Origin of the sequence: Leifsonia sp. TF02-11 (assembly GCF_017565305.1) — a bacterium.
Taxonomy (GTDB): domain Bacteria; phylum Actinomycetota; class Actinomycetes; order Actinomycetales; family Microbacteriaceae; genus Leifsonia.
In genome coordinates this window covers 1-20,123 of sequence record NZ_JAGEKP010000029.1, presented here as the reverse complement: position 1 = coordinate 20,123, position 20,123 = coordinate 1, and the positions used below count along the sequence as shown (strand labels likewise).

Annotated in this window: 21 protein-coding genes; 18 read left to right on the top strand and 3 right to left on the bottom strand. The window is 67.4% G+C overall.

Features of this window, described 5'->3' with window-relative positions:
* Window positions 1-2: 2 nt before the first annotated feature.
* The 12 genes from JNB50_RS23475 (at window position 3) to JNB50_RS23420 (ending at window position 10,110) form a co-directional block, all read left to right on the top strand.
* On the top strand, window positions 3-1,262 hold the full coding sequence (locus JNB50_RS23475; RefSeq protein WP_208042513.1) for an MraY family glycosyltransferase: 1,260 nt from the start codon (window positions 3-5) through the stop codon (window positions 1,260-1,262).
* Complete coding sequence (locus JNB50_RS23470) at window positions 1,259-1,768, top strand: hypothetical protein (RefSeq protein ID WP_208042512.1); 510 nt, start codon at window positions 1,259-1,261, stop codon at window positions 1,766-1,768. The genes JNB50_RS23475 and JNB50_RS23470 overlap by 4 nt, the downstream gene beginning before the upstream one ends.
* A gap of 170 nt (window positions 1,769-1,938) precedes the next feature.
* The gene (atpB, locus tag JNB50_RS23465) at window positions 1,939-2,736 is read left to right on the top strand and encodes a F0F1 ATP synthase subunit A (protein WP_208042511.1); all 798 of its coding nucleotides are present in this window, start codon (window positions 1,939-1,941) and stop codon (window positions 2,734-2,736) included.
* Between the two features lie 51 nt (window positions 2,737-2,787).
* Window positions 2,788-3,009: an ATP synthase F0 subunit C gene (gene atpE / locus JNB50_RS23460; RefSeq protein WP_055919180.1), complete on the top strand. Its 222-nt coding sequence runs from the start codon at window positions 2,788-2,790 to the stop codon at window positions 3,007-3,009.
* A gap of 31 nt (window positions 3,010-3,040) precedes the next feature.
* Window positions 3,041-3,607 (top strand): F0F1 ATP synthase subunit B, encoded by a 567-nt coding sequence (locus tag JNB50_RS23455; protein WP_208042510.1) that lies wholly within the window; start codon window positions 3,041-3,043, stop codon window positions 3,605-3,607.
* Window positions 3,607-4,398 (top strand): F0F1 ATP synthase subunit delta, encoded by a 792-nt coding sequence (locus JNB50_RS23450; RefSeq protein ID WP_208042509.1) that lies wholly within the window; start codon window positions 3,607-3,609, stop codon window positions 4,396-4,398. Before JNB50_RS23455 ends, JNB50_RS23450 begins: the two co-directional genes overlap by 1 nt.
* A gap of 33 nt (window positions 4,399-4,431) precedes the next feature.
* Window positions 4,432-6,069, top strand: a complete 1,638-nt coding sequence (gene atpA, locus JNB50_RS23445; protein ID WP_208042508.1) for a F0F1 ATP synthase subunit alpha — start codon at window positions 4,432-4,434, stop codon at window positions 6,067-6,069.
* A 26-nt stretch (window positions 6,070-6,095) separates the two neighbouring features.
* The gene (locus JNB50_RS23440) at window positions 6,096-6,995 is read left to right on the top strand and encodes a F0F1 ATP synthase subunit gamma (RefSeq protein WP_208042507.1); all 900 of its coding nucleotides are present in this window, start codon (window positions 6,096-6,098) and stop codon (window positions 6,993-6,995) included.
* 25 nt (window positions 6,996-7,020) lie between these two features.
* Complete coding sequence (gene atpD / locus JNB50_RS23435; protein WP_208042506.1) at window positions 7,021-8,484, top strand: F0F1 ATP synthase subunit beta; 1,464 nt, start codon at window positions 7,021-7,023, stop codon at window positions 8,482-8,484.
* Window positions 8,485-8,486: 2 nt separating this feature from the next.
* Window positions 8,487-8,747, top strand: coding sequence for a F0F1 ATP synthase subunit epsilon (locus tag JNB50_RS23430; protein ID WP_208042505.1), 261 nt, complete (start codon window positions 8,487-8,489; stop codon window positions 8,745-8,747).
* Between the two features lies 1 nt (window position 8,748).
* The gene (locus JNB50_RS23425) at window positions 8,749-9,306 is read left to right on the top strand and encodes an ATP-binding protein (protein WP_208042504.1); all 558 of its coding nucleotides are present in this window, start codon (window positions 8,749-8,751) and stop codon (window positions 9,304-9,306) included.
* On the top strand, window positions 9,307-10,110 hold the full coding sequence (locus JNB50_RS23420) for a YaaA family protein (protein WP_208042503.1): 804 nt from the start codon (window positions 9,307-9,309) through the stop codon (window positions 10,108-10,110). It abuts the gene before it with no gap.
* A 423-nt stretch (window positions 10,111-10,533) separates the two neighbouring features.
* Here JNB50_RS23420 and JNB50_RS23415 read toward each other — a convergent pair whose 3' ends face one another.
* On the bottom strand, window positions 10,534-11,187 hold the full coding sequence (locus JNB50_RS23415; RefSeq protein WP_208042502.1) for a DNA-3-methyladenine glycosylase I: 654 nt from the start codon (window positions 11,185-11,187) through the stop codon (window positions 10,534-10,536).
* Entirely contained in the window at window positions 11,184-11,681 is a 498-nt protein-coding gene (locus JNB50_RS23410; protein ID WP_208042501.1) for a methylated-DNA--[protein]-cysteine S-methyltransferase, read from the bottom strand. The genes JNB50_RS23415 and JNB50_RS23410 overlap by 4 nt, the downstream gene beginning before the upstream one ends.
* A gap of 131 nt (window positions 11,682-11,812) precedes the next feature.
* On the opposite strand from JNB50_RS23410, the gene JNB50_RS23405 reads away from it, so the two are divergent.
* The 5 genes from JNB50_RS23405 to JNB50_RS23385 all read left to right on the top strand — a co-directional run bounded on the left by JNB50_RS23405 (window position 11,813) and on the right by JNB50_RS23385 (window position 18,253).
* Window positions 11,813-12,784 carry an aldo/keto reductase gene (locus JNB50_RS23405; protein WP_208042500.1) on the top strand — a complete coding sequence of 324 codons (972 nt, stop codon included), beginning with the start codon at window positions 11,813-11,815 and terminating at the stop codon, window positions 12,782-12,784.
* Between the two features lie 77 nt (window positions 12,785-12,861).
* Window positions 12,862-13,560: a TetR/AcrR family transcriptional regulator gene (locus JNB50_RS23400; protein ID WP_307794853.1), complete on the top strand. Its 699-nt coding sequence runs from the start codon at window positions 12,862-12,864 to the stop codon at window positions 13,558-13,560.
* Entirely contained in the window at window positions 13,551-15,284 is a 1,734-nt protein-coding gene (locus JNB50_RS23395) for an ABC transporter ATP-binding protein (protein WP_208042499.1), read from the top strand. The genes JNB50_RS23400 and JNB50_RS23395 overlap by 10 nt, the downstream gene beginning before the upstream one ends.
* A complete protein-coding gene (locus JNB50_RS23390) occupies window positions 15,281-17,275 on the top strand; it encodes an ABC transporter ATP-binding protein (RefSeq protein ID WP_208042498.1) in 1,995 nt (664 codons plus the stop codon). The genes JNB50_RS23395 and JNB50_RS23390 overlap by 4 nt, the downstream gene beginning before the upstream one ends.
* A gap of 75 nt (window positions 17,276-17,350) precedes the next feature.
* Window positions 17,351-18,253, top strand: coding sequence for a glycosyltransferase (locus tag JNB50_RS23385; protein ID WP_208042497.1), 903 nt, complete (start codon window positions 17,351-17,353; stop codon window positions 18,251-18,253).
* Here the strand turns inward: JNB50_RS23385 and JNB50_RS23380 are convergent.
* Window positions 18,250-19,032, bottom strand: coding sequence for a DUF1206 domain-containing protein (locus JNB50_RS23380; RefSeq protein ID WP_208042496.1), 783 nt, complete (start codon window positions 19,030-19,032; stop codon window positions 18,250-18,252). The two genes, JNB50_RS23385 and JNB50_RS23380, sit on opposite strands and share 4 nt — an antisense overlap.
* A 109-nt stretch (window positions 19,033-19,141) precedes the next feature.
* On the opposite strand from JNB50_RS23380, the gene nusA reads away from it, so the two are divergent.
* The coding region (nusA, locus tag JNB50_RS23375; protein ID WP_208042495.1) for a transcription termination factor NusA at window positions 19,142-20,123 on the top strand (982 nt) is incomplete at its 3' end.

Sequence of the window (20,123 nt, the reverse complement as noted above, 5' to 3'; positions counted from 1 at the left end):
CCGTGACCCTCTTCCTCGCACTCGCTCTCATCTCGGCCGTCATCACGTTCGGGATGTCGCTGGTTGTCTACCGGCTGGCGATGCGCTTCAAGCTGTACCCGAAGATCCGCGAACGCGACGTGCACACCCGGCCGACGCCGCGGCTCGGGGGTGTGGCGATGTTCCTCGGCATCCTCGTCGCATTCGGGGTGTCCTGGCTGCTGTCCAGCCAGTTCGGCGTGCTGTCGCTGATCTTCTCCGACGCCGGGCCCATCGTCGCGATCCTCGGCGCCTCGCTTCTCATCGTCGTGCTCGGGGTCGCCGACGATCTGTGGGATCTCGACTGGATGACCAAGCTCGCGGGCCAGTTCGTCGCGGCGGGCCTCGTGGCGTGGCTCGGCGTGCAGATCTACTCGCTCCCGATCGGCGGCCTCACCATCGGCTCGCCGCTGATGAGCATCGTGATCACCCTGTTCGCCATCGTCCTCGTGATGAACGCGATCAACTTCATCGACGGGCTCGACGGCCTCGTCGCGGGCGTCGCGCTCATCGCCAACGGCACCTTCCTCGTCTACACCTACCTCCTGCAACGCGACATCAGCCCGCAGAACTACTTCAGCCTCGCCGGCGTCATCGCGGCCATCCTGGTCGGCGCCTGCGCCGGTTTCCTGCCGCTCAACTGGCACCCGGCCAAGATGTTCATGGGCGACGCCGGCGCCCTTCTGATCGGTCTCCTCATGGCCACGTCGGCGATCTCCGTCACGGGCACCATCAATCCGGAGGCGCTGCAGACGCTCGGCAAGTCGTCCCTCGTGCCCGCGTTCATCCCGGTCACCATCCCGTTCGCCGTCCTCGTCATCCCGCTCCTCGACTTCGGTCTCGCCGTCGTCCGCCGCCTGCGCGCGGGGAAGTCCCCCTTCAGCGCCGACCGCAAGCACCTGCACCACCGACTCCTCGACATGGGGCACACGCACCTGCACGCCGTCCTGATCTTCTACGCCTGGACCGCCGTGCTCTCCATCGGTTGTCTGCTGTTCTTCTTCGACCCGTACTGGATGGCCATCGTCTTCGTCGCGATCGGCCTCGTGATCTGCGCCGCCCTGACGCTTGCGCCGCTCAGCAGACGCAAGGCGAACGAGGCGGCGGCCGAACTGGCGCCCGCCGGGAGCAGGGAAGCCGAGGAAACGGCCAGGTACGACCAGCTCGACATCGCCAGCGAGGGCGTCCACGTCCCGGCGGCGCCGCCGACCCCCACCGACACCAGCACCGAGGAGACCCGATGACCGACCCCCAGGACGGTTCGCCCGCCCCGCGGCCGGACCAGCCAGCGAACCGTCCCACCCCGCAACAGCCCACGTCGACACCGGTCCTGAAGAACGCCCTCAAGTACGGGCTGATCCTCGCCGCTGCCATCGCCGTCGTCGGGATGGTGCTCGGCGGTATCTTCGCCGGCTGGGTGGGCGTGACGAGCGCCCTCATCGGCACACTCATCGCCGCGGTGTTCCTCGGGATCACCGCACTGAGCATCCTGATCGCGAACCGTTTCATCGCCTCCGACCTCTATGTCGGGATCTTCTTCGGCATCGTGCTCGGCGGCTGGATCCTCAAATTCGTGGTCTTCATCGTGCTGGCGATCGTGCTGCGCGACCAGCCGTGGATCAATCCCGTCGTGCTCTTCCTGAGTGTCATCGCCGGCGTGATCGGGTCGCTCGTCGTCGACATGATCGTCGTCTTCCGATCGCGCATCCCCTACGTCAGCGACGTCACGCTGCCGGGGGAGAAGCACTGACCTGTATCCGATTCGTTACCGGTTGAAAACTCTTGTAGAGTTGTCAGTGATCCCCCACCCGTACGCGCCCAAAGCACCACCGGCGCGCGAGCGCGGGTGTCCACCGTTCGTCGTCGCGAGAGCATTTGCTCGACGCCCCGAAACAGGAGATAGCGCTGTTAGCTAACGCTGTGAACCTGCTGGTCCAGGCCGCAAGCTCCGATGATGGAAGCTTCCACGGCCCGTCGATCAACGAGTTCTTCCCACCGGCCATTTTTTCCATCGGTGGCTTCGAGGTCAACCGGATCATGCTGGTCCGGTTCATCGCGGTCGTCGCACTCCTCCTGGTCTTCTGGCTCGGCACGCGGCGTATGCGCGTGGTCCCCGGCCGCTTCCAGTCGCTCGTCGAGATGGGCCTCGACCTCGTCCGCGTGAACATCGCGGAAGACCTGCTCGGTCGCAAGGACGGCCGCCGGTTCCTTCCGATCCTCACCACCATCTTCTTCATGGTGCTGTTCATGAACCTGACGGGTGTCATCCCGTTCCTGAACATCGCGGGGACCTCGGTCATCGGAGTGCCGCTCGTCCTGGCCGCCGTCTCGTACATCACCTTCATTCACGCCGGCGTCAAGAAGAGCCCCGGCGGGTTCTTCAAGAACGCGCTGTTCCCCGCCGGCGTGCCGAAGGCCATCTACATCATCGTGACGCCGATCGAGTTCATCTCGACCTTCATCCTGCGACCGATCACGCTGACGCTCCGACTCATGATGAACATGATCGTCGGCCACATGCTGCTGGTGCTCTTCTTCAGCGCCTCGGTGTTCTTCACCTTCGCGCTCGGCCAGGGCTGGATCGTCCTCGGCATCGGCGCGCTCGGCTTCGGCTTCGTCTTCACCCTGTTCGAGATCCTGGTCGCTGTACTCCAGGCCTACGTCTTCGCACTGCTCACGGCTGTCTACATCCAGCTCGCAGTCGCCGAGGAGCACTAATTACGGTTCGCGCATCCGCACGAACCGCCATCACGGAAGGAAACACATAACGTGGACATCGCTGCAATCAACGGCAACATCGCCACCGTCGGTTACGGCCTCGCCGCCATCGGCCCGGCCATCGGCGTGGGCATCGTCGTCGGCAAGACCATCGAGGGCGTCGCCCGTCAGCCCGAGCTGGCCGGCCGTCTCCAGGTCCTGATGTGGATCGGTATCGCGTTCACCGAGGCGCTCGCCTTCATCGGTATCGCGACCTACTTCATCTTCCAGTAATCCTCCTCATCTCTCTCAATAAGGAGGAACGATGATCAACGGTGTGATCCGCGCCGCTACGGAGGGCGAGACGATCAATCCGCTCATTCCGCAGTGGTACGACATCGTCGGGTCGCTGATCTGCTTCGTCGTCATCCTGATCTTCTTCTGGATCTACGCGCTGCCGCGCATGCAGAAGCTCCTGGATCAGCGTGCCGAGGCGATCGAAGGCAACATCGCGAAGGCCGACGAGGCTCAGCACAAGGCCGAGGCACTGCTGGAGGAGTACACCGCCCAGCTCGCCGACGCGCGTGCCGAGGCGGCCAAGATCCGCGAGACCGCGCGTACCGACGGTCAGCAGATCGTCGCGGAGGCCAAGGACAACGCGACTGTCGAGGCCGCACGCGTGACCGCTGCCGCCCAGGCGCAGATCGAGGCGGAGCGCCAGAGCGCACTCGTCTCGCTCCGCGGTGAGGTGGGCTCGCTCGCGATCGACCTCGCCTCCGGCGTGGTCGGCGAGGTGCTCACGGACGACAAGAAGGCTCAGGCGATCGTCGACCGGTTCCTGGCCGACCTCGAGTCCAGCGAGAAGGCCGAGAAGGCAGGGTCGAGCAACTGATGGGAAGCGCCTCCAGAGAAGCACTGGCCCGATCCGTCTCGGCTCTCGCCGGGCTCGGGTCCAAGGCCGATCTGGCGACGGCTGAAGACCTGTTCGCCGCAGGACGAGTCGTCGCCGACTCCGCCCAGCTCCGTTCGGTCCTCAGCGACCCCTCGGCTCCGGCGGAGGGCAAGACCGCGCTGGTCCAGCGCGTCTTCGCCTCGCTCTCCGCGCCGGCGGTCGAGCTGCTGAGCGTCGTGTCGAGCGAGCGCTGGTCGAACCAGGACGACGTCCTGGCGGCGATCGAGGAGCTCGGCATCCGGTCGATCGCCGCATCGTCGCCGCGCAATGTGGACATCCCGGGCGAGCTCTTCGCGTTCGGAGGCGCCGTGACCTCCGACGCCGAGCTCGAGCTCGCGCTCCGCAGCAAGCTCGCGGCGCCCGAGGCGAAGGCCGCACTGGCCGAGCGCCTGCTCGCGGGCAAGGCCTCGGAGCAGACCGTCTCGATCGTGCGCCAGCTGGTCCTCCAGCCGCGCGGCCGCAGCGTTCGCGAATCGCTGCGCGACGCCGCGCGCATCGTGGCCGCCCAGTACGGCCAGACGATCGCCACGGTCGTCACGGCCACGCCGCTCCCGGCCGAGCAGGCCGAGCGACTGCGCAAGAGCCTCGCCGCAACGTACGGCGAGCTCAAGCTCAACGAGGTCGTCGACCCGTCGATCCTCGGCGGCCTGCGCGTGCAGATCGGCGACGACGTGATCGACGGAAGCGTCGCGTCGCGCCTCACCGAACTTCGACTTCAGCTGGCGGGCTGACCGCCCTCTATACAGAGAAACCAGGGAATTACGATGGCAGACATTCAGATCAGCCCCGATGAGATCCGGGACGCGCTCAAGGACTTCGTCTCGAAGTACGAGCCGGCCAAGGCAGAGACCACCGAGGTCGGACACGTCCTCGACGCCTCCGACGGCATCGCCCACGTCGAGGGTCTCCCCGGCGTGATGGCCAACGAGCTCATCCGCTTCGCGGACGGCACCCTGGGCCTGGCGCAGAACCTCGACGAGAACGAGGTCGGCGTCGTGGTCCTCGGCGAGTTCGACGACATCGTCGAGGGCATGGAGGTGACCCGCACCGGCGAGGTCCTCTCCGTCCCGGTCGGTGACGGCTACCTCGGCCGCGTGGTCGACCCGCTCGGCAACCCGATCGACGGCCTCGGCGAGATCGCCACCGAGGGTCGCCGCGAGCTCGAGCTCCAGGCGCCCGGCGTCATGCAGCGCAAGTCGGTGCACGAGCCCCTCCAGACCGGCATCAAGGCCATCGACGCCATGATCCCCGTCGGCCGCGGCCAGCGTCAGCTGATCATCGGCGACCGCCAGACCGGCAAGACGGCCATCGCGATCGACACGATCATCAACCAGAAGGCCAACTGGGAGTCGGGCGACGTCAACAAGCAGGTCCGCTGCATCTATGTCGCCATCGGCCAGAAGGGCTCGACCATCGCCTCGGTGAAGGGCGCGCTCGAGGACGCCGGCGCGATGGAGTACACCACCATCGTCGCGGCTCCGGCCTCCGACCCTGCGGGCTTCAAGTACCTCGCTCCCTACACCGGCTCGGCCATCGGCCAGCACTGGATGTACGGCGGCAAGCACGTCCTGATCATCTTCGACGACCTGTCGAAGCAGGCAGAGGCCTACCGCGCCGTGTCGCTCCTCCTCCGCCGTCCGCCGGGACGCGAGGCCTACCCGGGTGACGTCTTCTACCTGCACTCCCGTCTGCTGGAGCGTTGCGCCAAGCTCTCCGACGAGCTGGGCGCCGGCTCGATGACCGGTCTGCCGATCATCGAGACCAAGGCGAACGACGTCTCGGCGTACATCCCGACCAACGTGATCTCGATCACCGACGGCCAGATCTTCCTGCAGTCCGACCTCTTCAACGCCAACCAGCGTCCCGCGGTCGACGTCGGTATCTCGGTCTCGCGAGTCGGTGGCGACGCGCAGGTCAAGTCGATCAAGAGCGTGTCCGGCACGCTCAAGCTCGAGCTCGCACAGTACCGCTCGCTCGAGGCGTTCGCGATGTTCGCCTCCGACCTCGACGCGGCCAGCCGCCGCCAGCTCGCCCGTGGCGCCCGCCTGACCGAGCTGCTCAAGCAGCCGCAGTACTCGCCGTACCCCGTCGAGGAACAGGTCGTCTCGATCTGGGCCGGCACCAACGGCAAGCTCGACGAGGTCGCCGTGGAGGATGTCCTCCGCTTCGAGTCCGAACTGCTCGACCACCTGCGCCGCAACACCGACATCCTCACCACCCTGCGCGAGACCAACGTTCTCGACAAGGACACGGTGGCGAAGCTCGGCGAGGAGGTCGACAAGTTCAAGCTCGAGTTCCAGACCGGCGAGGGCAAGCCGCTCGCCTCGGTCGGCCGCGAGGAGTTCGAGGCCAGCGCCGAAGAGGACGTCAACCAGGAGCGCATCGTCAAGGCGAAGCGCTGAGCACGGATAGGTACTGAGGAAGACACATGGGAGCACAGCTTCGGGTCTACCGGCAGAAGATCAGGTCTGCCCAGACGACCAAGAAGATCACCCGTGCCATGGAGCTGATCTCCGCCTCACGCATCCAGAAGGCGCAGGCTCGGGTGGCCGCCTCCTCGCCGTACGCCCGCGCGATCACGCGCGCGGTGTCGGCGGTGGCGACCTACTCGAACGTCGAGCACGTCCTCACCACGGAGCCCGAGAAGATCGAACGCGCTGCGATCGTCATCTTCTCGTCCGACCGCGGTCTCGCCGGTGCGTTCAACTCGAACGTGCTCAAGGAGTCTGAGAAGCTCGCCGAGCTGCTGCGCAGCCAGGGCAAGGAGGTCGTCTACTTCCTGATCGGACGCAAGGCGCAGGGCTACTTCAGCTTCCGCCGCCGCGCGTACGAGCGGGTGTGGACCGGCAACACGGACAACCCCGAGTTCGAGCAGGCCAAGGAGGTCGCCGATGCGATCCTCGAGTCCTTCCTGCGCGACGCGTCCGACGGTGGCGTGGACGAGATCCACGTCATCTACAACCGCTTCGTGAGCATGCTGACGCAGGAGCCGCAGATCGTGCGCCTGCTTCCGCTGGAGGTCGTCGAGGGCGTCGAGGAGCCGGACCGCACGCAGGTGCTGCCGCTCTACGAGTTCGAGCCGGATGTGAACACCGTGCTCGACTCGCTCCTGCCGGTCTACATCGAGAGCCGCATCTTCAACGCGATGCTGCAGTCCGCCGCCTCCAAGCACGCGGCGACGCAGAAGGCGATGAAGGCAGCGAGCGACAACGCCGACAAGCTCATCACCGACTACACGCGACTGGCCAACAACGCCCGACAGGCGGAGATCACCCAGCAGATCTCCGAGATCGTGGGCGGCGCGGACGCGCTGAGCTCGGCAAAATAATCGTCCAAACGAGAGAGAACGAATCATGACTACCGCTACCGCCGAAGCCCAGGCTTCGACCGCGCAGCCGGCCGGCGTGGGACGCATCGCCCGCGTCACCGGTCCGGTCGTCGACATCGAGTTCCCGCACGACTCGATCCCGGGCATCTACAACGCCCTGAAGACCACCATCACCATCGGCGAGCAGTCGACCGAGATCACGCTCGAGGTCGCGCAGCACCTGGGCGACGACCTGGTGCGCGCCATCGCCCTGAAGCCCACCGACGGCCTGGTCCGCGGTGGCGAGGTCCGCGACACCGGCGCCCCGATCTCGGTGCCCGTCGGCGACGTGACCAAGGGCAAGGTCTTCAACGTGACCGGCGAGGTGCTCAACGCCGAGCCGGGCGAGAAGATCGAGATCACCGAGCGCTGGCCGATCCACCGCCAGCCGCCGTCGTTCGACCAGCTCGAGTCGAAGACCCAGCTGTTCGAGACGGGCATCAAGGTCATCGACCTGCTCACCCCGTACGTGCAGGGTGGCAAGATCGGCCTGTTCGGCGGTGCGGGCGTCGGCAAGACCGTCCTCATCCAGGAGATGATCCAGCGCGTGGCGCAGGACCACGGTGGTGTGTCCGTGTTCGCCGGCGTCGGAGAGCGCACGCGTGAGGGCAACGACCTCATCCACGAGATGGAGGAGGCGGGCGTCTTCGACAAGACCGCGCTCGTGTTCGGCCAGATGGACGAGCCGCCGGGAACGCGTCTGCGCGTCGCCCTCTCCGCTCTCACGATGGCGGAGTACTTCCGCGACGTCCAGAAGCAGGACGTGCTGCTCTTCATCGACAACATCTTCCGCTTCACGCAGGCCGGTTCCGAGGTCTCCACGCTGCTCGGCCGCATGCCCTCTGCGGTGGGATACCAGCCCAACCTGGCCGACGAGATGGGCCTCCTCCAGGAGCGCATCACCTCGACCCGTGGTCACTCGATCACCTCGCTGCAGGCGATCTACGTCCCCGCCGACGACTACACCGACCCGGCGCCGGCGACCACGTTCGCCCACCTCGACGCCACGACCGAGCTCTCCCGCGAGATCGCGTCGAAGGGTCTCTACCCGGCCGTCGACCCGCTGACCTCGACCTCGCGCATCCTCGACCCCCGCTACCTGGGTGCCGACCACTACCGCGTGGCCATCACCGTCAAGCAGATCCTCCAGAAGAACAAGGAGCTGCAGGAGATCATCGCGATCCTCGGTGTCGACGAGCTGTCCGAAGAGGACAAGATCACGGTGTCGCGGGCACGTCGCATCCAGCAGTTCCTCTCGCAGAACACCTACATGGCGAAGAAGTTCACCGGTGTCGAGGGCTCGACCGTCCCGCTGAAGGACACCATCGAGTCGTTCGACGCGATCGCCAAGGGCGAGTTCGACCACGTCGCGGAGCAGGCGTTCTTCAACGTCGGTGCGATCTCCGACGTCGAGGAGAAGTGGGCACAGATCCAGAAGGAGAACGGCTGAGCATGGCTGTTCTCAACGTGAGCGTCGTCGCCGCCGACCACGAGGTGTGGGCGGGCGAGGCGAGCATGGTCGTCGCACGGACCGTGGAGGGGCAGATCGGTATCCTGCCCGGCCACGAGCCGCTGCTCGCCATCCTCGCCCAGGGCGAGGTGCGGGTGACCCTCAACGGAGGCGAGTCGATCACGGCGCAGGCCGACGACGGGTTCCTCTCCGTGGAGAACAACACCGTCACCATCGTGGCCCGCCAGGCGGAGCTCGTCTGACATGTCCGACAAGGCAGCCCCGCTCGATCGGCAGTTCGGAGACGTCCGCGTCCCCGTCCTCGTCGTGACGGCGGGGCTTCCTGGTTCGGGCAAGTCCACCATCGCGGAGATCGTCGCGGGCCGGCTCGGCGCCACGGCGATCTCGGTGGACCCGATCGAGGCCGCAATCCTCAAGGCGGGCATCGACGCCGACCAGCCGACCGGCCTCGCCGCATATCTTGTTGCGGAGCGGATGGCCGAGCAGGTGCTGGTGAGCGGCCACTCGGTGATCGTCGACGCGGTGAACGCTGTCGAGCCCGCCCGTCTGCAGTGGCGCGACCTCGCTGAGCGCTGCGGGGTGAAACTGCGCGTGATCGAGACGGTCTGCCCCGATGAGGCTCTGCACGCGGAGCGGCTCGCGAACCGCACTGGCCTGACCGCCGCGTACGCGGTGGAGCAGAGCATCGAGGACTACGCGGAGTGGAAGGGCGCGGCCGCGTCGCTTCCCCGCGTCACGCTCGACACCTCCCGGCCGCTCGGCCAGAACGTCGACGCGGCGCTCGCTTTCCTGGAGCGCTGAGTGCTCCTTCTCCTGCCTCCGTCCGAGACCAAGCGCGACGGGGGAGCAGACATCCCGCTCGCCTTCGAATCTCTGGGCTTCCCTTCTCTGACGCCGACCCGTTCCTCCGTCGTGGACGAGACGGTCGCGATGACGGCATCGCCGGACGCTGCCGCCCGCGCGCTGAAGCTGGGCCCGAAGCACGCTGCCGTCGAGGTGGAGCGGAACCGCGTGCTGCGGTCGGCGTCGACCATGCCGGCGCTCCTGCGCTACACCGGGGTGCTCTACGACGCGCTGGACGCCGAGTCTCTCACGGCTGAGCAGTGGCGCTTCGCGGCGGAGAGCGTCGCCGTCCAGTCCGCCCTTCTCGGCCTGGTGGGTGCCGCCGACCCCATCCCCGCCTACCGGCTGTCGTTCGACTCGCGGCTGTCGCCGTCGCTCAAGAAGCGGTGGAGCGCCGTCTGCGCCGATGAGCTCGCGTCGGTGGAGGGAGTCATCCTCGACCTGCGGTCGGAGGGTTATGCCGCGCTCGGCCCGCTGCCGGCGCGCGATGACGTGCACTACCTGCGGGTGCTCGCGCGCGACGAGAGCGGTACGGTGCGGGCGCTGAACCACTTCAACAAGCAGGCCAAGGGCCTGTTCACGCGGGCCGTGATCGAGCACGGGGAGCACTTCGCGTCGACGGACGCTCTGCTCGCATGGGCGGCGGGGGAGGGCTACGACCTCACCGTCTCGGCCGATCGCGCGGGCGAGCTCGACCTCGTGGTCCCGGAGGTGACCGGAACGCCCGGCAAGCTCACCGCGGTGCTCCGGGCGCCTCGCTGAGCCCGTCACGGCGGCGTTTCAGCGCTGACTGTCAGCCGGCTGAGAATGCACCGTGCCCCGTGGGCGCCTGTGGTGCTCGCCGCGTAAGTGAGATAAACTCAGCTCACAAGAGAGAGGGGACATCCCGTCGAGGTCGCACGCCGCGATGCGGTTCGACCTCCCCATGAGCCAGTCGGGTCGGCGAGTTGATCGCGGGCAGCGTCGTTCTGACGTTTCCCGTTGCCGGAGCCGGTGTGGCGGCTGCACAGTGATTCCGCCTGCGGTCGGGCACGAGCGGACGCGCCGTCACCAGCGAGAACGGTTCCACTGATCACGAGCGCCGGCCCGACTCCTTCTTCTCTGCCAGGCGGGTTCTCCCGTGCAAGGCGGGCTGATCGTTCGGTGCGACCCGGCGACACTCCGCCCTGGGCTGCCGGCCTATTCTTAGTCGCCCGCGCGGAAGCAGCCCTCGAAGTGGTCGTCCACCATGCCGGTCGCCTGCATGAGCGCATACATCGTGGTGGGACCGACGAACCGGAACCCGCGGCGGCGGAGCTCCTTGCTGAGGGCGGTCGACTCCGGCGTCACGGCCGGGACATCGCCCCAGGCGCGGGGCCGCTCGCGCTCGCCCGACGGGGCGAAGCTCCACATGAGGTCTTCGAGCGGCACGTCGAGAGCGAGTGTCGCCCGCGCGTTCGCGATGGTGGCCTCGATCTTGCCGCGGTGCCGGATGATCCGTTCGTCGCCCAGCAGGCGCTGTACGTCGTCCTCCGTCATCGCCGCGACAGCGACCGGGTCGAAGCCATGGAAGTCTTCGCGGAAGGCGGGCCGGCGTCTCAGGATGGTGATCCAGGAGAGTCCCGCCTGGAAGCCCTCGAGGCAGAGCTTCTCGTACAGCGCGCGCGGATCGTGTTGAGGTGTACCCCACTCCTCGTCGTGGTAGCGGCGATACTCGGCATCGTTCGCCGACCAGGAGCAGCGGGCCACGCCGTCGTCGCCGACGACGAGGGCGGATCGCGCCGCCGGCCCGGCGGTCGACGCTTCCGTGAATGCCGACTCGGCAACCGGGGACTCGGGGAGCTGATCGGTCGTGCTCATGCGGCCAGTGTGATCCCCTCGTGCTCGAGCAGCCAGAGTTTGGTGGGGATGCCCTCTCCGCCGCTGTATCCGGTGATCTTGCCCGTCGACGACAGCACTCGGTGGCACCCGATGATGATCGGGATGGGATTGGCGCCGACCGCGCCCCCGATGGCTCGACCGTAGCCGGGGCGCCCGATCGCGAGACCGAGCTCCCCGTACGTCGTGAGAGTGCCGTACTCCAGCCCAGACAGGCGTTCCCAGACCGCCGTGCGGAAGGGTGTGCCGGCCAGGTGGACGGGGACGTCGAAAGAGCGGCGTGTGCCGGCGAAGTACTCCTCGAGCTGTGCGGCCGTGTCGTCGAGCACGGCCGAGCTGCGTTCGGGGTGATCGTCGAGCGGGAGCACGTCGTCGCGTGCGATCGAGAGCGACGTGACCGCGGTGTCGTCTGCGGTCAGCTCGATGCGGCCGATCGGGCTCGGAATGCGGAGAAGGTACGAGAAGGAACTGCTCATGGATCGACTCTAGGGCGGGCGTCCGACAGCCACTCGCGGAAATCGGACACCGGGGATAAGTCGTTCGAAGCCGGCCCTGGGGAGGAGTTCTCGATTCGATCGCGGGTACCGCGCTGCCTAGACTCGACGGCATGGCGAACATCGAATACCGCACCCTCGGACCCTCCGGTCTGGTCGTCTCCACGATCGGCCTCGGCTGCAACAACTTCGGGCGTGCAGGCACCGCCACCGAGACTCAGGAGGGCACCGATGCCGTCATCGGCGCGGCGATCGACGCCGGAGTGACCTTCTTCGACACCGCCGACATCTACGGGAAGGAGCGCGGCCTCTCCGAGACCCTGATGGGTGCGTCGCTCGAGGGCAGGCGCGACAAGATCGTGCTCGCCACCAAGTTCGGGATGGACATGGCGGGCGCCAACGGTCCCGACTGGGGCGTGCGCGGCTCTCGGCGGTACATCCGCCTCGCCGTCGAGGCCTCCCTCCGACGCCTGCGAACGGACTGGATCGACCTGTACCAGCTGCACCGCCCCGACCCCACGACTCCCATCGAAGAGACACTCGCCACGCTCGACGACCTCATCACCGAGGGCAAGATCCGCTACATCGGTCACTCCAACCTCGCCGGCTGGCAGATCGCCGAGGCGGAGTTCACCGGGCGGCTCGCCGGGCATCCGCGCTTCATCTCCGCGCAGAACGAGTACAGCCTCCTGGAGCGCGACGTGGAGCGCGAGGTGCTTCCGGCGGTCAACGCGTACGGGCTCGGGTTCCTACCCTTCTTCCCGCTCTACAACGGCCTGTTCACGGGCAAGTTCAGCCGCACGGGCGGCCCGGCGGACAGCCGGATCATGATGCAGCGCAAGCATCTGCTCGACGACGCGCCGTGGGATGCCATCGAGCAGTACCAGGCGTTCTGCGACGAACGCGGGGTCACGATGCTGGCGGCGACCTTCGCCTGGCTGCTCGCCCAGCCGGGTCTCACGAGCGTCATCGCCGGTGCGACACGCCCCGAGCAGATCGTGGCGAACGCCGAGGCGGCAACCTCCTGGTCGCCCACGGCCGACGAACTGGAGACCATCTCAGGCTTCTTCCCGCGCCGATCCTGAGCTCTGGCGGCATGTTCGCTCTGGGCGAACAGTCGCACGCTTGTGAGTGAGCACTCACTCCGCCTACGATCCTGCTCGTGAACACTGGTGTGGAGACGCACGCGGAGACCGCGACGGCGGCCCGACCGGACGCGGGATCGGAGGCCGATCTTCCCGTGCGCACCCGCGCACAGCCGCTCGCGCCGGAGGACCGCAAGGCCATGATCATCGACGCTGTCATCCCACTGCTCGTCGAGCACGGCAGGGGCGTGACCTCCCGGCAGATCGCCGAAGCGGCCGGGATCGCGGAGGGCACGATCTGGCGGGCGTTCGGCGACAAAGACACCCTCGTCCGGGCGGCCGTCGAGAAGTACCTCGACCCGGAGCCGCTCCGCGATGCGTTGCGCGCCATCGACCCGGCCCTCCCGATCGAGAACAAGGTCCGCGCGATCGTCTACCTGCTGCGCGAGCGTTTCACGAACGTCATGCGGATCATGGCGGTCGTGGGTCACGAGCGTCCGCCGGTGCCGCAGGAGCGCACCGAGTTCGCCGCCATCATCGCCACGATCCTCGCGCCGGAGGCCGACGATCTGAACTGGCCGCCGGAGCGCGTCGCCCACATCCTCCGCCTCATCAGCTTCTCGTCCGCCTTCCCCGCGTTGAACGACGGAATCGAGTTCAGCGTCGACGAACTGGCCAGGATCGCCCTCGTGGGCGTCGCCGGCCGACCGTTCGCGATCTACACACCGACGACCGCCGCGACCGCGGCGCAGCAGGGAGAGCCACGATGCTCCTGAAACTCCTCGGCCGGTTCCTCCGGCCGCACTGGCCGCTCCTCGTCGGGGTGGTGGTCTTCCAGCTGGCGCAGTCGCTGCTCTCGCTATGGCTGCCCACCCTGAACGCCGACATCGTCGACAACGGCATCGCCAAGGGCGACACCGGCTACATCCTGTCGACCGGCGCGGAGATGCTCGGGGTCACGATCGTCCAGATCGCGTGCTCGATCACCGCCGTCTACTTCGGCGCGAAGGTCGCGATGCTGGTGGGCCGCGACCTGCGCGGCGCGATCTTCCACCGTGTCGGCGAGTTCTCCGAGCGGGAGGTCACCCACTTCGGCGCCCCATCGCTGATCACCCGCAACACGAACGACGTGCAGCAGGTGCAGATGCTCGTGCTGATGACCTGCACCCTGCTCGTCTCCGCACCGATCCTGGCCATCGGCGGGATCGTCCTGGCGATGCGCCAGGACATCCAGCTGTCGTGGCTGATCGCCGTGAGCGTCCCCGTCCTGCTGATCGCGGTGAGCCTGATCATCGTCAGGATGGTGCCGTTGTTCCGCATGATGCAGGAGCGGATCGACCGGGTGAACCGGGTGCTGCGCGAGCAGCTCAGCGGTATCCGCGTGGTCAGGGCATTCGTGCGCGAGGACGTCGAGACCGCGCGTTTCACGGTCGCGAACGACCAGGTGACCGACACCGCGATCCGGGCGGGCCGGCTGTTCGCACTGATGTTCCCGATTGTGATGCTCGTGCTCAATGTCTCCAGCGTCGCGGTGATCTGGTTCGGCGCGTACCGGGTCGCCGACGGGTCCATGCAGATCGGCACGCTGACGGCGTTCCTGCAGTACCTCATGCAGATCCTCATGGGCGTGATGATGTCCACGATGATGGCCGTCCTCGTCCCGCGCGCGGCGGTCTGCGCCGACCGCATCGGCCAGGTGCTGAACACCGAGCCGTCGGTCGCTGTGCCGGCGAACCCGGTGACGGAGGTCTCCGCGACGGGGACTGTCGAGTTCGTCGGCGTCGGCTTCTCGTACCCCGGTGCCGAGCAGCCGGTGCTCAGCGACGTGACGTTCTTCGCGGAGGCGGGCAAGACGACCGCGATCATCGGCAGCACCGGCGCGGGCAAGACCACGCTGATCAACCTCATCCCGCGCTTGTTCGACGCCACGAGCGGGATCGTGCTGGTCGACGGGGTGGATGTCGCCGAGCTGGACCCCGAGCTCCTCTGGTCGCGCATCGGTCTGGTTCCGCAGAAGCCGTATCTCTTCTCCGGAACGGTCGCGACCAATCTCCGGTACGGCAACCCGAACGCGACGGACGACGAGCTCTGGCGCGCGCTCGAGATCGCGCAGGCGAAGGGCTTCGTCGACGAGATGCCCGAGAAGCTGGACGGACCGATCGCCCAGGGCGGCACGAACGTGTCCGGTGGGCAGCGACAGCGGCTCGCGATCGCCCGCGCGCTGGTGAGCAAGCCAGAGATCTTCATCTTCGACGACTCGTTCTCGGCGCTCGACACCGCCACGGACGCGAGACTCAGGCAGGCGCTCGCACGCAGCGAGGCAGAGGCGACCATGATCGTCGTGGCCCAGCGCGTGTCCACCATCGTCGATGCCGATCAGATCATCGTGCTCGACGACGGGCGCGTCGTCGGCCACGGCACCCACGCCGAGCTCGTCGAGAACAACCCGACCTACGCCGAGATCGTCTCGTCGCAGCTAGCCGCGGAGGAGGCGGCATGAGCCGCGACGACGGCGCCGATCGCGGCGCGACGACGCAGGCCCCGGTCCGCACACCGGTGCGGCGTGGCCCGGGAGGCGGCGGCCCGTTCGGCGGCATGACGATGCCGGGCGACAAGTCCCTCAACTTCGGGCCGTCCGCGAAGCGGCTCGCCGGCCGGCTGCGCCCGGAGCGTGTCGGCATCGTATTCGTCACGCTGCTCGCCGTCGTGAGCGTGTTCTTCGCCGTGCTCGGCCCGAAGCTCCTCGGCAATGCGATCAACCTCGTCTTCTCCGGCGCGATCTCGGCACAGCTCAAGCCGGGACAGACACAGGCGCAGGCAATCGCGAACCTGCGTGCGAGCGGCCAGGGCCAGCGCGCCGACCTGATCTCGGGGACGACACTGACGCCGGGCGCCGGCATCGACTTCGCGGCCGTCGGCCACGTCCTGATGTGGGTGCTGGCGCTCTACATCGCGTCGTCGGTCTTCAGCTACCTGCAGGGCTACATCCTGAACGGGATCACCCAGCGCACCGTGTACCGGCTGCGTCAGGACGTTGAGGCGAAGATCCACCGGCTCCCGCTGACCTACTTCGACAGGATGCAGCGCGGCGAGCTGCTGAGCCGGGTCACCAACGACATCGACAACATCTCGCAGACCCTCCAGCAGACCCTGAGCCAGCTGCTCACGTCGCTGCTGACCGTGATCGGCGTGACCGTGATGATGTTCGTGGTGTCGCCGCTGCTGGCGGTGATCGCCCTGGTCACCATCCCGCTCACGCTGCTCGTCACGACCCTGATCGCGAAGCGCTCGCAGAAGCTGTTCGTGGCCCAGTGGCGCGGCACGGGCGAGCTCAACGGCCAGATCGAGGAGGCCTTCACCGGCCACTCGCTCGTCAAGGTGTTCGGCCGTCACCGCGAGGTGGAGGAGCGGTTCCGCGAGAAGAACCAGGAGATGTACCAGGCGAGCTTCGGTGCGCAGTTCATCTCCGGCCTGATCATGCCGTCGATGATGTTCGTCGGGAACCTCATGTACGTGGCCATCGCGGTGGTCGGCGGACTGCAGGTCGCCAACGGCGCGATGCAGCTCGGCGACGTGACGGCGTTCATCCAGTACTCGCGTCAGTTCACCCAGCCGCTGACGCAGCTGGGCTCCATGGCGAACCTGCTGCAGTCCGGCGTCGCCAGCGCCGAGCGCGTGTTCGAGCTGCTCGACGCCGACGAGCAGAGCGCCGACCCGGCCGAGCCGGAGAACCCGGAGGGCACCCAGGGGAGGCTCGCGTTCGAGGACGTCTCCTTCCGGTACGTGCCGGACAAGCCGCTCATCGAGAACCTCTCCCTGGTCGCGGAACCCGGCCAGACGGTCGCGATCGTCGGCCCGACCGGGGCAGGCAAGACGACCCTGGTGAATCTGATGATGCGCTTCTACGACCTCGACTCCGGACGCATCACCCTGGATGGCGTCGACATCGCGTCGATGACACGACACGACCTCCGCGAGCGGATGGGGATGGTGCTCCAGGACACCTGGCTGTTCAAGGGCACGATCCGCGAGAACATCGCGTACGGCCGGCCCGACGCCACCGAGGAGGAGATCCTCGACGCGGCACGCGCAACCTACGTCGATCGCTTCGTGCACTCGCTGCCCGACGGTTACGACACCGTGCTGGACGACGAGGGCTCGAACATCTCGGCGGGCGAGAAGCAGCTGCTCACGATCGCGCGGGCGTTCCTCGCGCGGCCGAGCGTGCTGATCCTCGACGAGGCGACGTCGTCGGTCGACACGCGCACCGAACTGCTCGTGCAGAAGGCCATGAGCGCCCTGCGCGCCGATCGCACGTCCTTCGTGATCGCGCACCGGCTGTCCACTATCCGCGACGCCGACCTCATCCTGGTGATGGAGGCCGGGACGATCGTCGAGCAAGGCACCCACGCGGAGCTGCTGGCGCGCGGCGGGGCGTACTACACGCTCTACAACGCGCAGTTCGCGGCGCCGGCGGAGGAGGAGGCGTAGTCCGCGCGACCTTCCGGTCACCGTAATGCGTATCGCGTTCGAGATGTAACATTGATCTCGATTCCAGGAGGCGCGATGCCTAGTTTCGATCACTTCGTGATCACCCGGTTCAGTGCGGTCTTCACACCAGACTCGCCGCCGGCCGACCCCGAGTGGCTCGAGTATCGATACAACTTCTTTCGGGAGGCAGCGTGTGCCGCGCTGGCACGTCAGCGTGGCGACGTGGAGTTTCGATGGCTCGTGTTCATCGACGATCGTGCCGACGCCGAGTTCATCGCGGCGATGGTCGAATTGTCGCGCGGAGTCTTCGAGCCCGTGCTCACTCATGAGGTCTGGGGCGCCGACCTGGTGCAGCGCGAGGTCGCCGCTCGCAGCAGCGCGCCGTTCCTGATCACGACGCGCCTCGACAGCGACGATGCGCTCGGGATGCGTTTCATCGAGACGGTCCAGTCGCATTTCGCGGAGCAGGAATTGATGTATGTCAATCTCAACCGCGGTCTCCAGGTCGACCGGACGGGCTCGATCTACCGTTTCGACGCCCCAGCGAATGCGTTCATCTCGTTGATAGAGAAACGGCTGCCCGCTCAGATGCCGCGTACGGTCTACCTGGACCATTACCACACGGCTTCGCGAAACCACGGGCCTGTCCTGGAAGTGATCACGCGTCCGATGTGGATCCAAGTCGTGCACGGCGGAAACATCGCCAACCAGGTGCGGGGCACACGAGTGCGCCCACAGGTCGCACGGGCCGCCATCGATATGGACCTGTGGTACCGCACGAGAATCGGACCGCTTCGCTATGCCGGTGAGAAGCTGGCGTGGTGGCGTGAGGTCGTCACGACTCCTGGCGGAATCGCGGGGCTGCTTCGCGACCGCGCGTACCGTCTGCAAGGCACACGGATGCGACCGATGCTTCCGCAGCCGGCAGAGACTTCACCTCGAAGCCTACGTGCGGCGAGCGACGAGAACCGAGCCTAGAGGCGCGCCCGCACCGCGCGAACGCACCAGAACAGCCCGTACGCGAGGAGTCCGAGCGCGATGGCGACGAGGAGGACGACCCCGTAGGGCACGCTCGCCAGGGCTTTGAGGCTTCCGTCGAGGCCGGCCGCCTTCGAGGGGTCGAAGGTGATCGCGCCGGCGACGACGAGGCCGCCGACCAGGAGGAGGGCCACCCCCTTGGCGATGTAGCCGACCCTCCCGAGCACGGTGATCGCCCCCGCCCAGCGATCCGGAGGCAGCTTCAGGTCGCGCTCGAAACGGTGCGTGACGCCGTTACGGATGAAGCCGACGCCCACCGCGACGACGATCAGCCCGATCAGACCGAGGACGAAGACGCCGCCGGGCAGCGCGAGAAGTCGCGCGCTGCCCGACTTCTCCGTCGATGAGGCGTTGTGATGACCGCCTGAGGCGATCGAGATCGTGACGACCGCCAGGGCCGCGTAGACCACCGCCTTGACGACCTCCAGCAGTTTCGTCCCCGCGCCGTGGGCGGTGACCGCGACCAGCACCTGCCAGACCGCGAGCACGATCAGCCCGACGATCACCAGCCAGAGCACGAACACGCCGCCCGGCACGGACGCCACGGCCTGCAGCGCGCCGGACTGGTCGGCCTGGCCGCCCGCCCCGCTCGCGACGGCCAGCGCGATGACGCCGATGAGGATGTGGAGGAGGCCGATGGAGGCCAGTCCGACACGGGTCAGGACGCGTACGGTCGTGCTGTGTTCGAGGCGAGACGCCGTTCGGGTTGGTGCGCTCATGGCCTGCACGGTACGCGGGGTCCCGGCCCTCCGGAATCTCGGGTACCGTAGAGAGCTAGGTCCGTCGCGCCATCGCGCGGCGGCGAAGATCTGAATAGAGGAGGCCGGCATGGACATCGACCTCAGCGTCTTGCGTCTTATGGAGCGCGAGAAGGAGATCCCGTTCGACGAGCTTGTGCAGATCATCGAGCAGGCCATCCTGACCGCGTATCTCAAGCACACCAACCAGGCCGACCACCGTCACGGGCACAGCGACCAGCCGCCCGCCGCACGTGTGCACCTGGACCGCAAGACCGGGCATGTCACCGTTTACGTTCCCGAGCGCGACGACGAGGGCAACGTCATCGGCGAGGCCGAGGACAGCCCGAGCGACTTCGGGCGCATCGCGGCCTTCGCGGCCAAGCAGGTGATCAACCAGCGGCTGCGCGACATCGCGGACGACGCCGTGCTCGGCGAGTTCCGCGGACGTGAGGGCGACATCGTCGCCGGCGTGATCCAGCAGGGCCCGAACCCGCGCATGGTGCACATCGACCTGGGCAGCGTGGAGGCCATCCTGCCGCCCGAGGAGCAGGTGCCGGGCGAGGAGTACACCCACGGCTCGCGCATCCGCGTCTACGTCACCAGCGTCGCCAAGGGCGCGAAGGGGCCGTCGATCACGGTCTCGCGCACGCACCCGGCGCTGGTCCGCAAGCTGTTCGCACTGGAGGTCCCCGAGATCGCCAGCGGCATCGTCGAGATCGTCTCGCTCGCCCGCGAGGCGGGCCACCGCACCAAGATCGCCGTTCGCGCGACGGAGCCGGGTGTGAACGCCAAGGGCGCCTGCATCGGCGAGCTCGGTCAGCGCGTGCGCGCCGTGACCGCCGAGCTCAACAACGAGAAGATCGACATCGTCGACTACTCGCCGGATCTGGCCACCTTCGTCTCGAGCGCGCTCTCGCCGGCCAAGGTGACCAGCGCGTTCGTGATCGACGAGTCGCTCAAGGCGGTGCGCGCCCTCGTGCCCGACTACCAGCTGTCGCTGGCCATCGGCAAAGAGGGGCAGAACGCGCGACTCGCGGCGAAGCTGACGGGCGCGAAGATCGACATCCAGC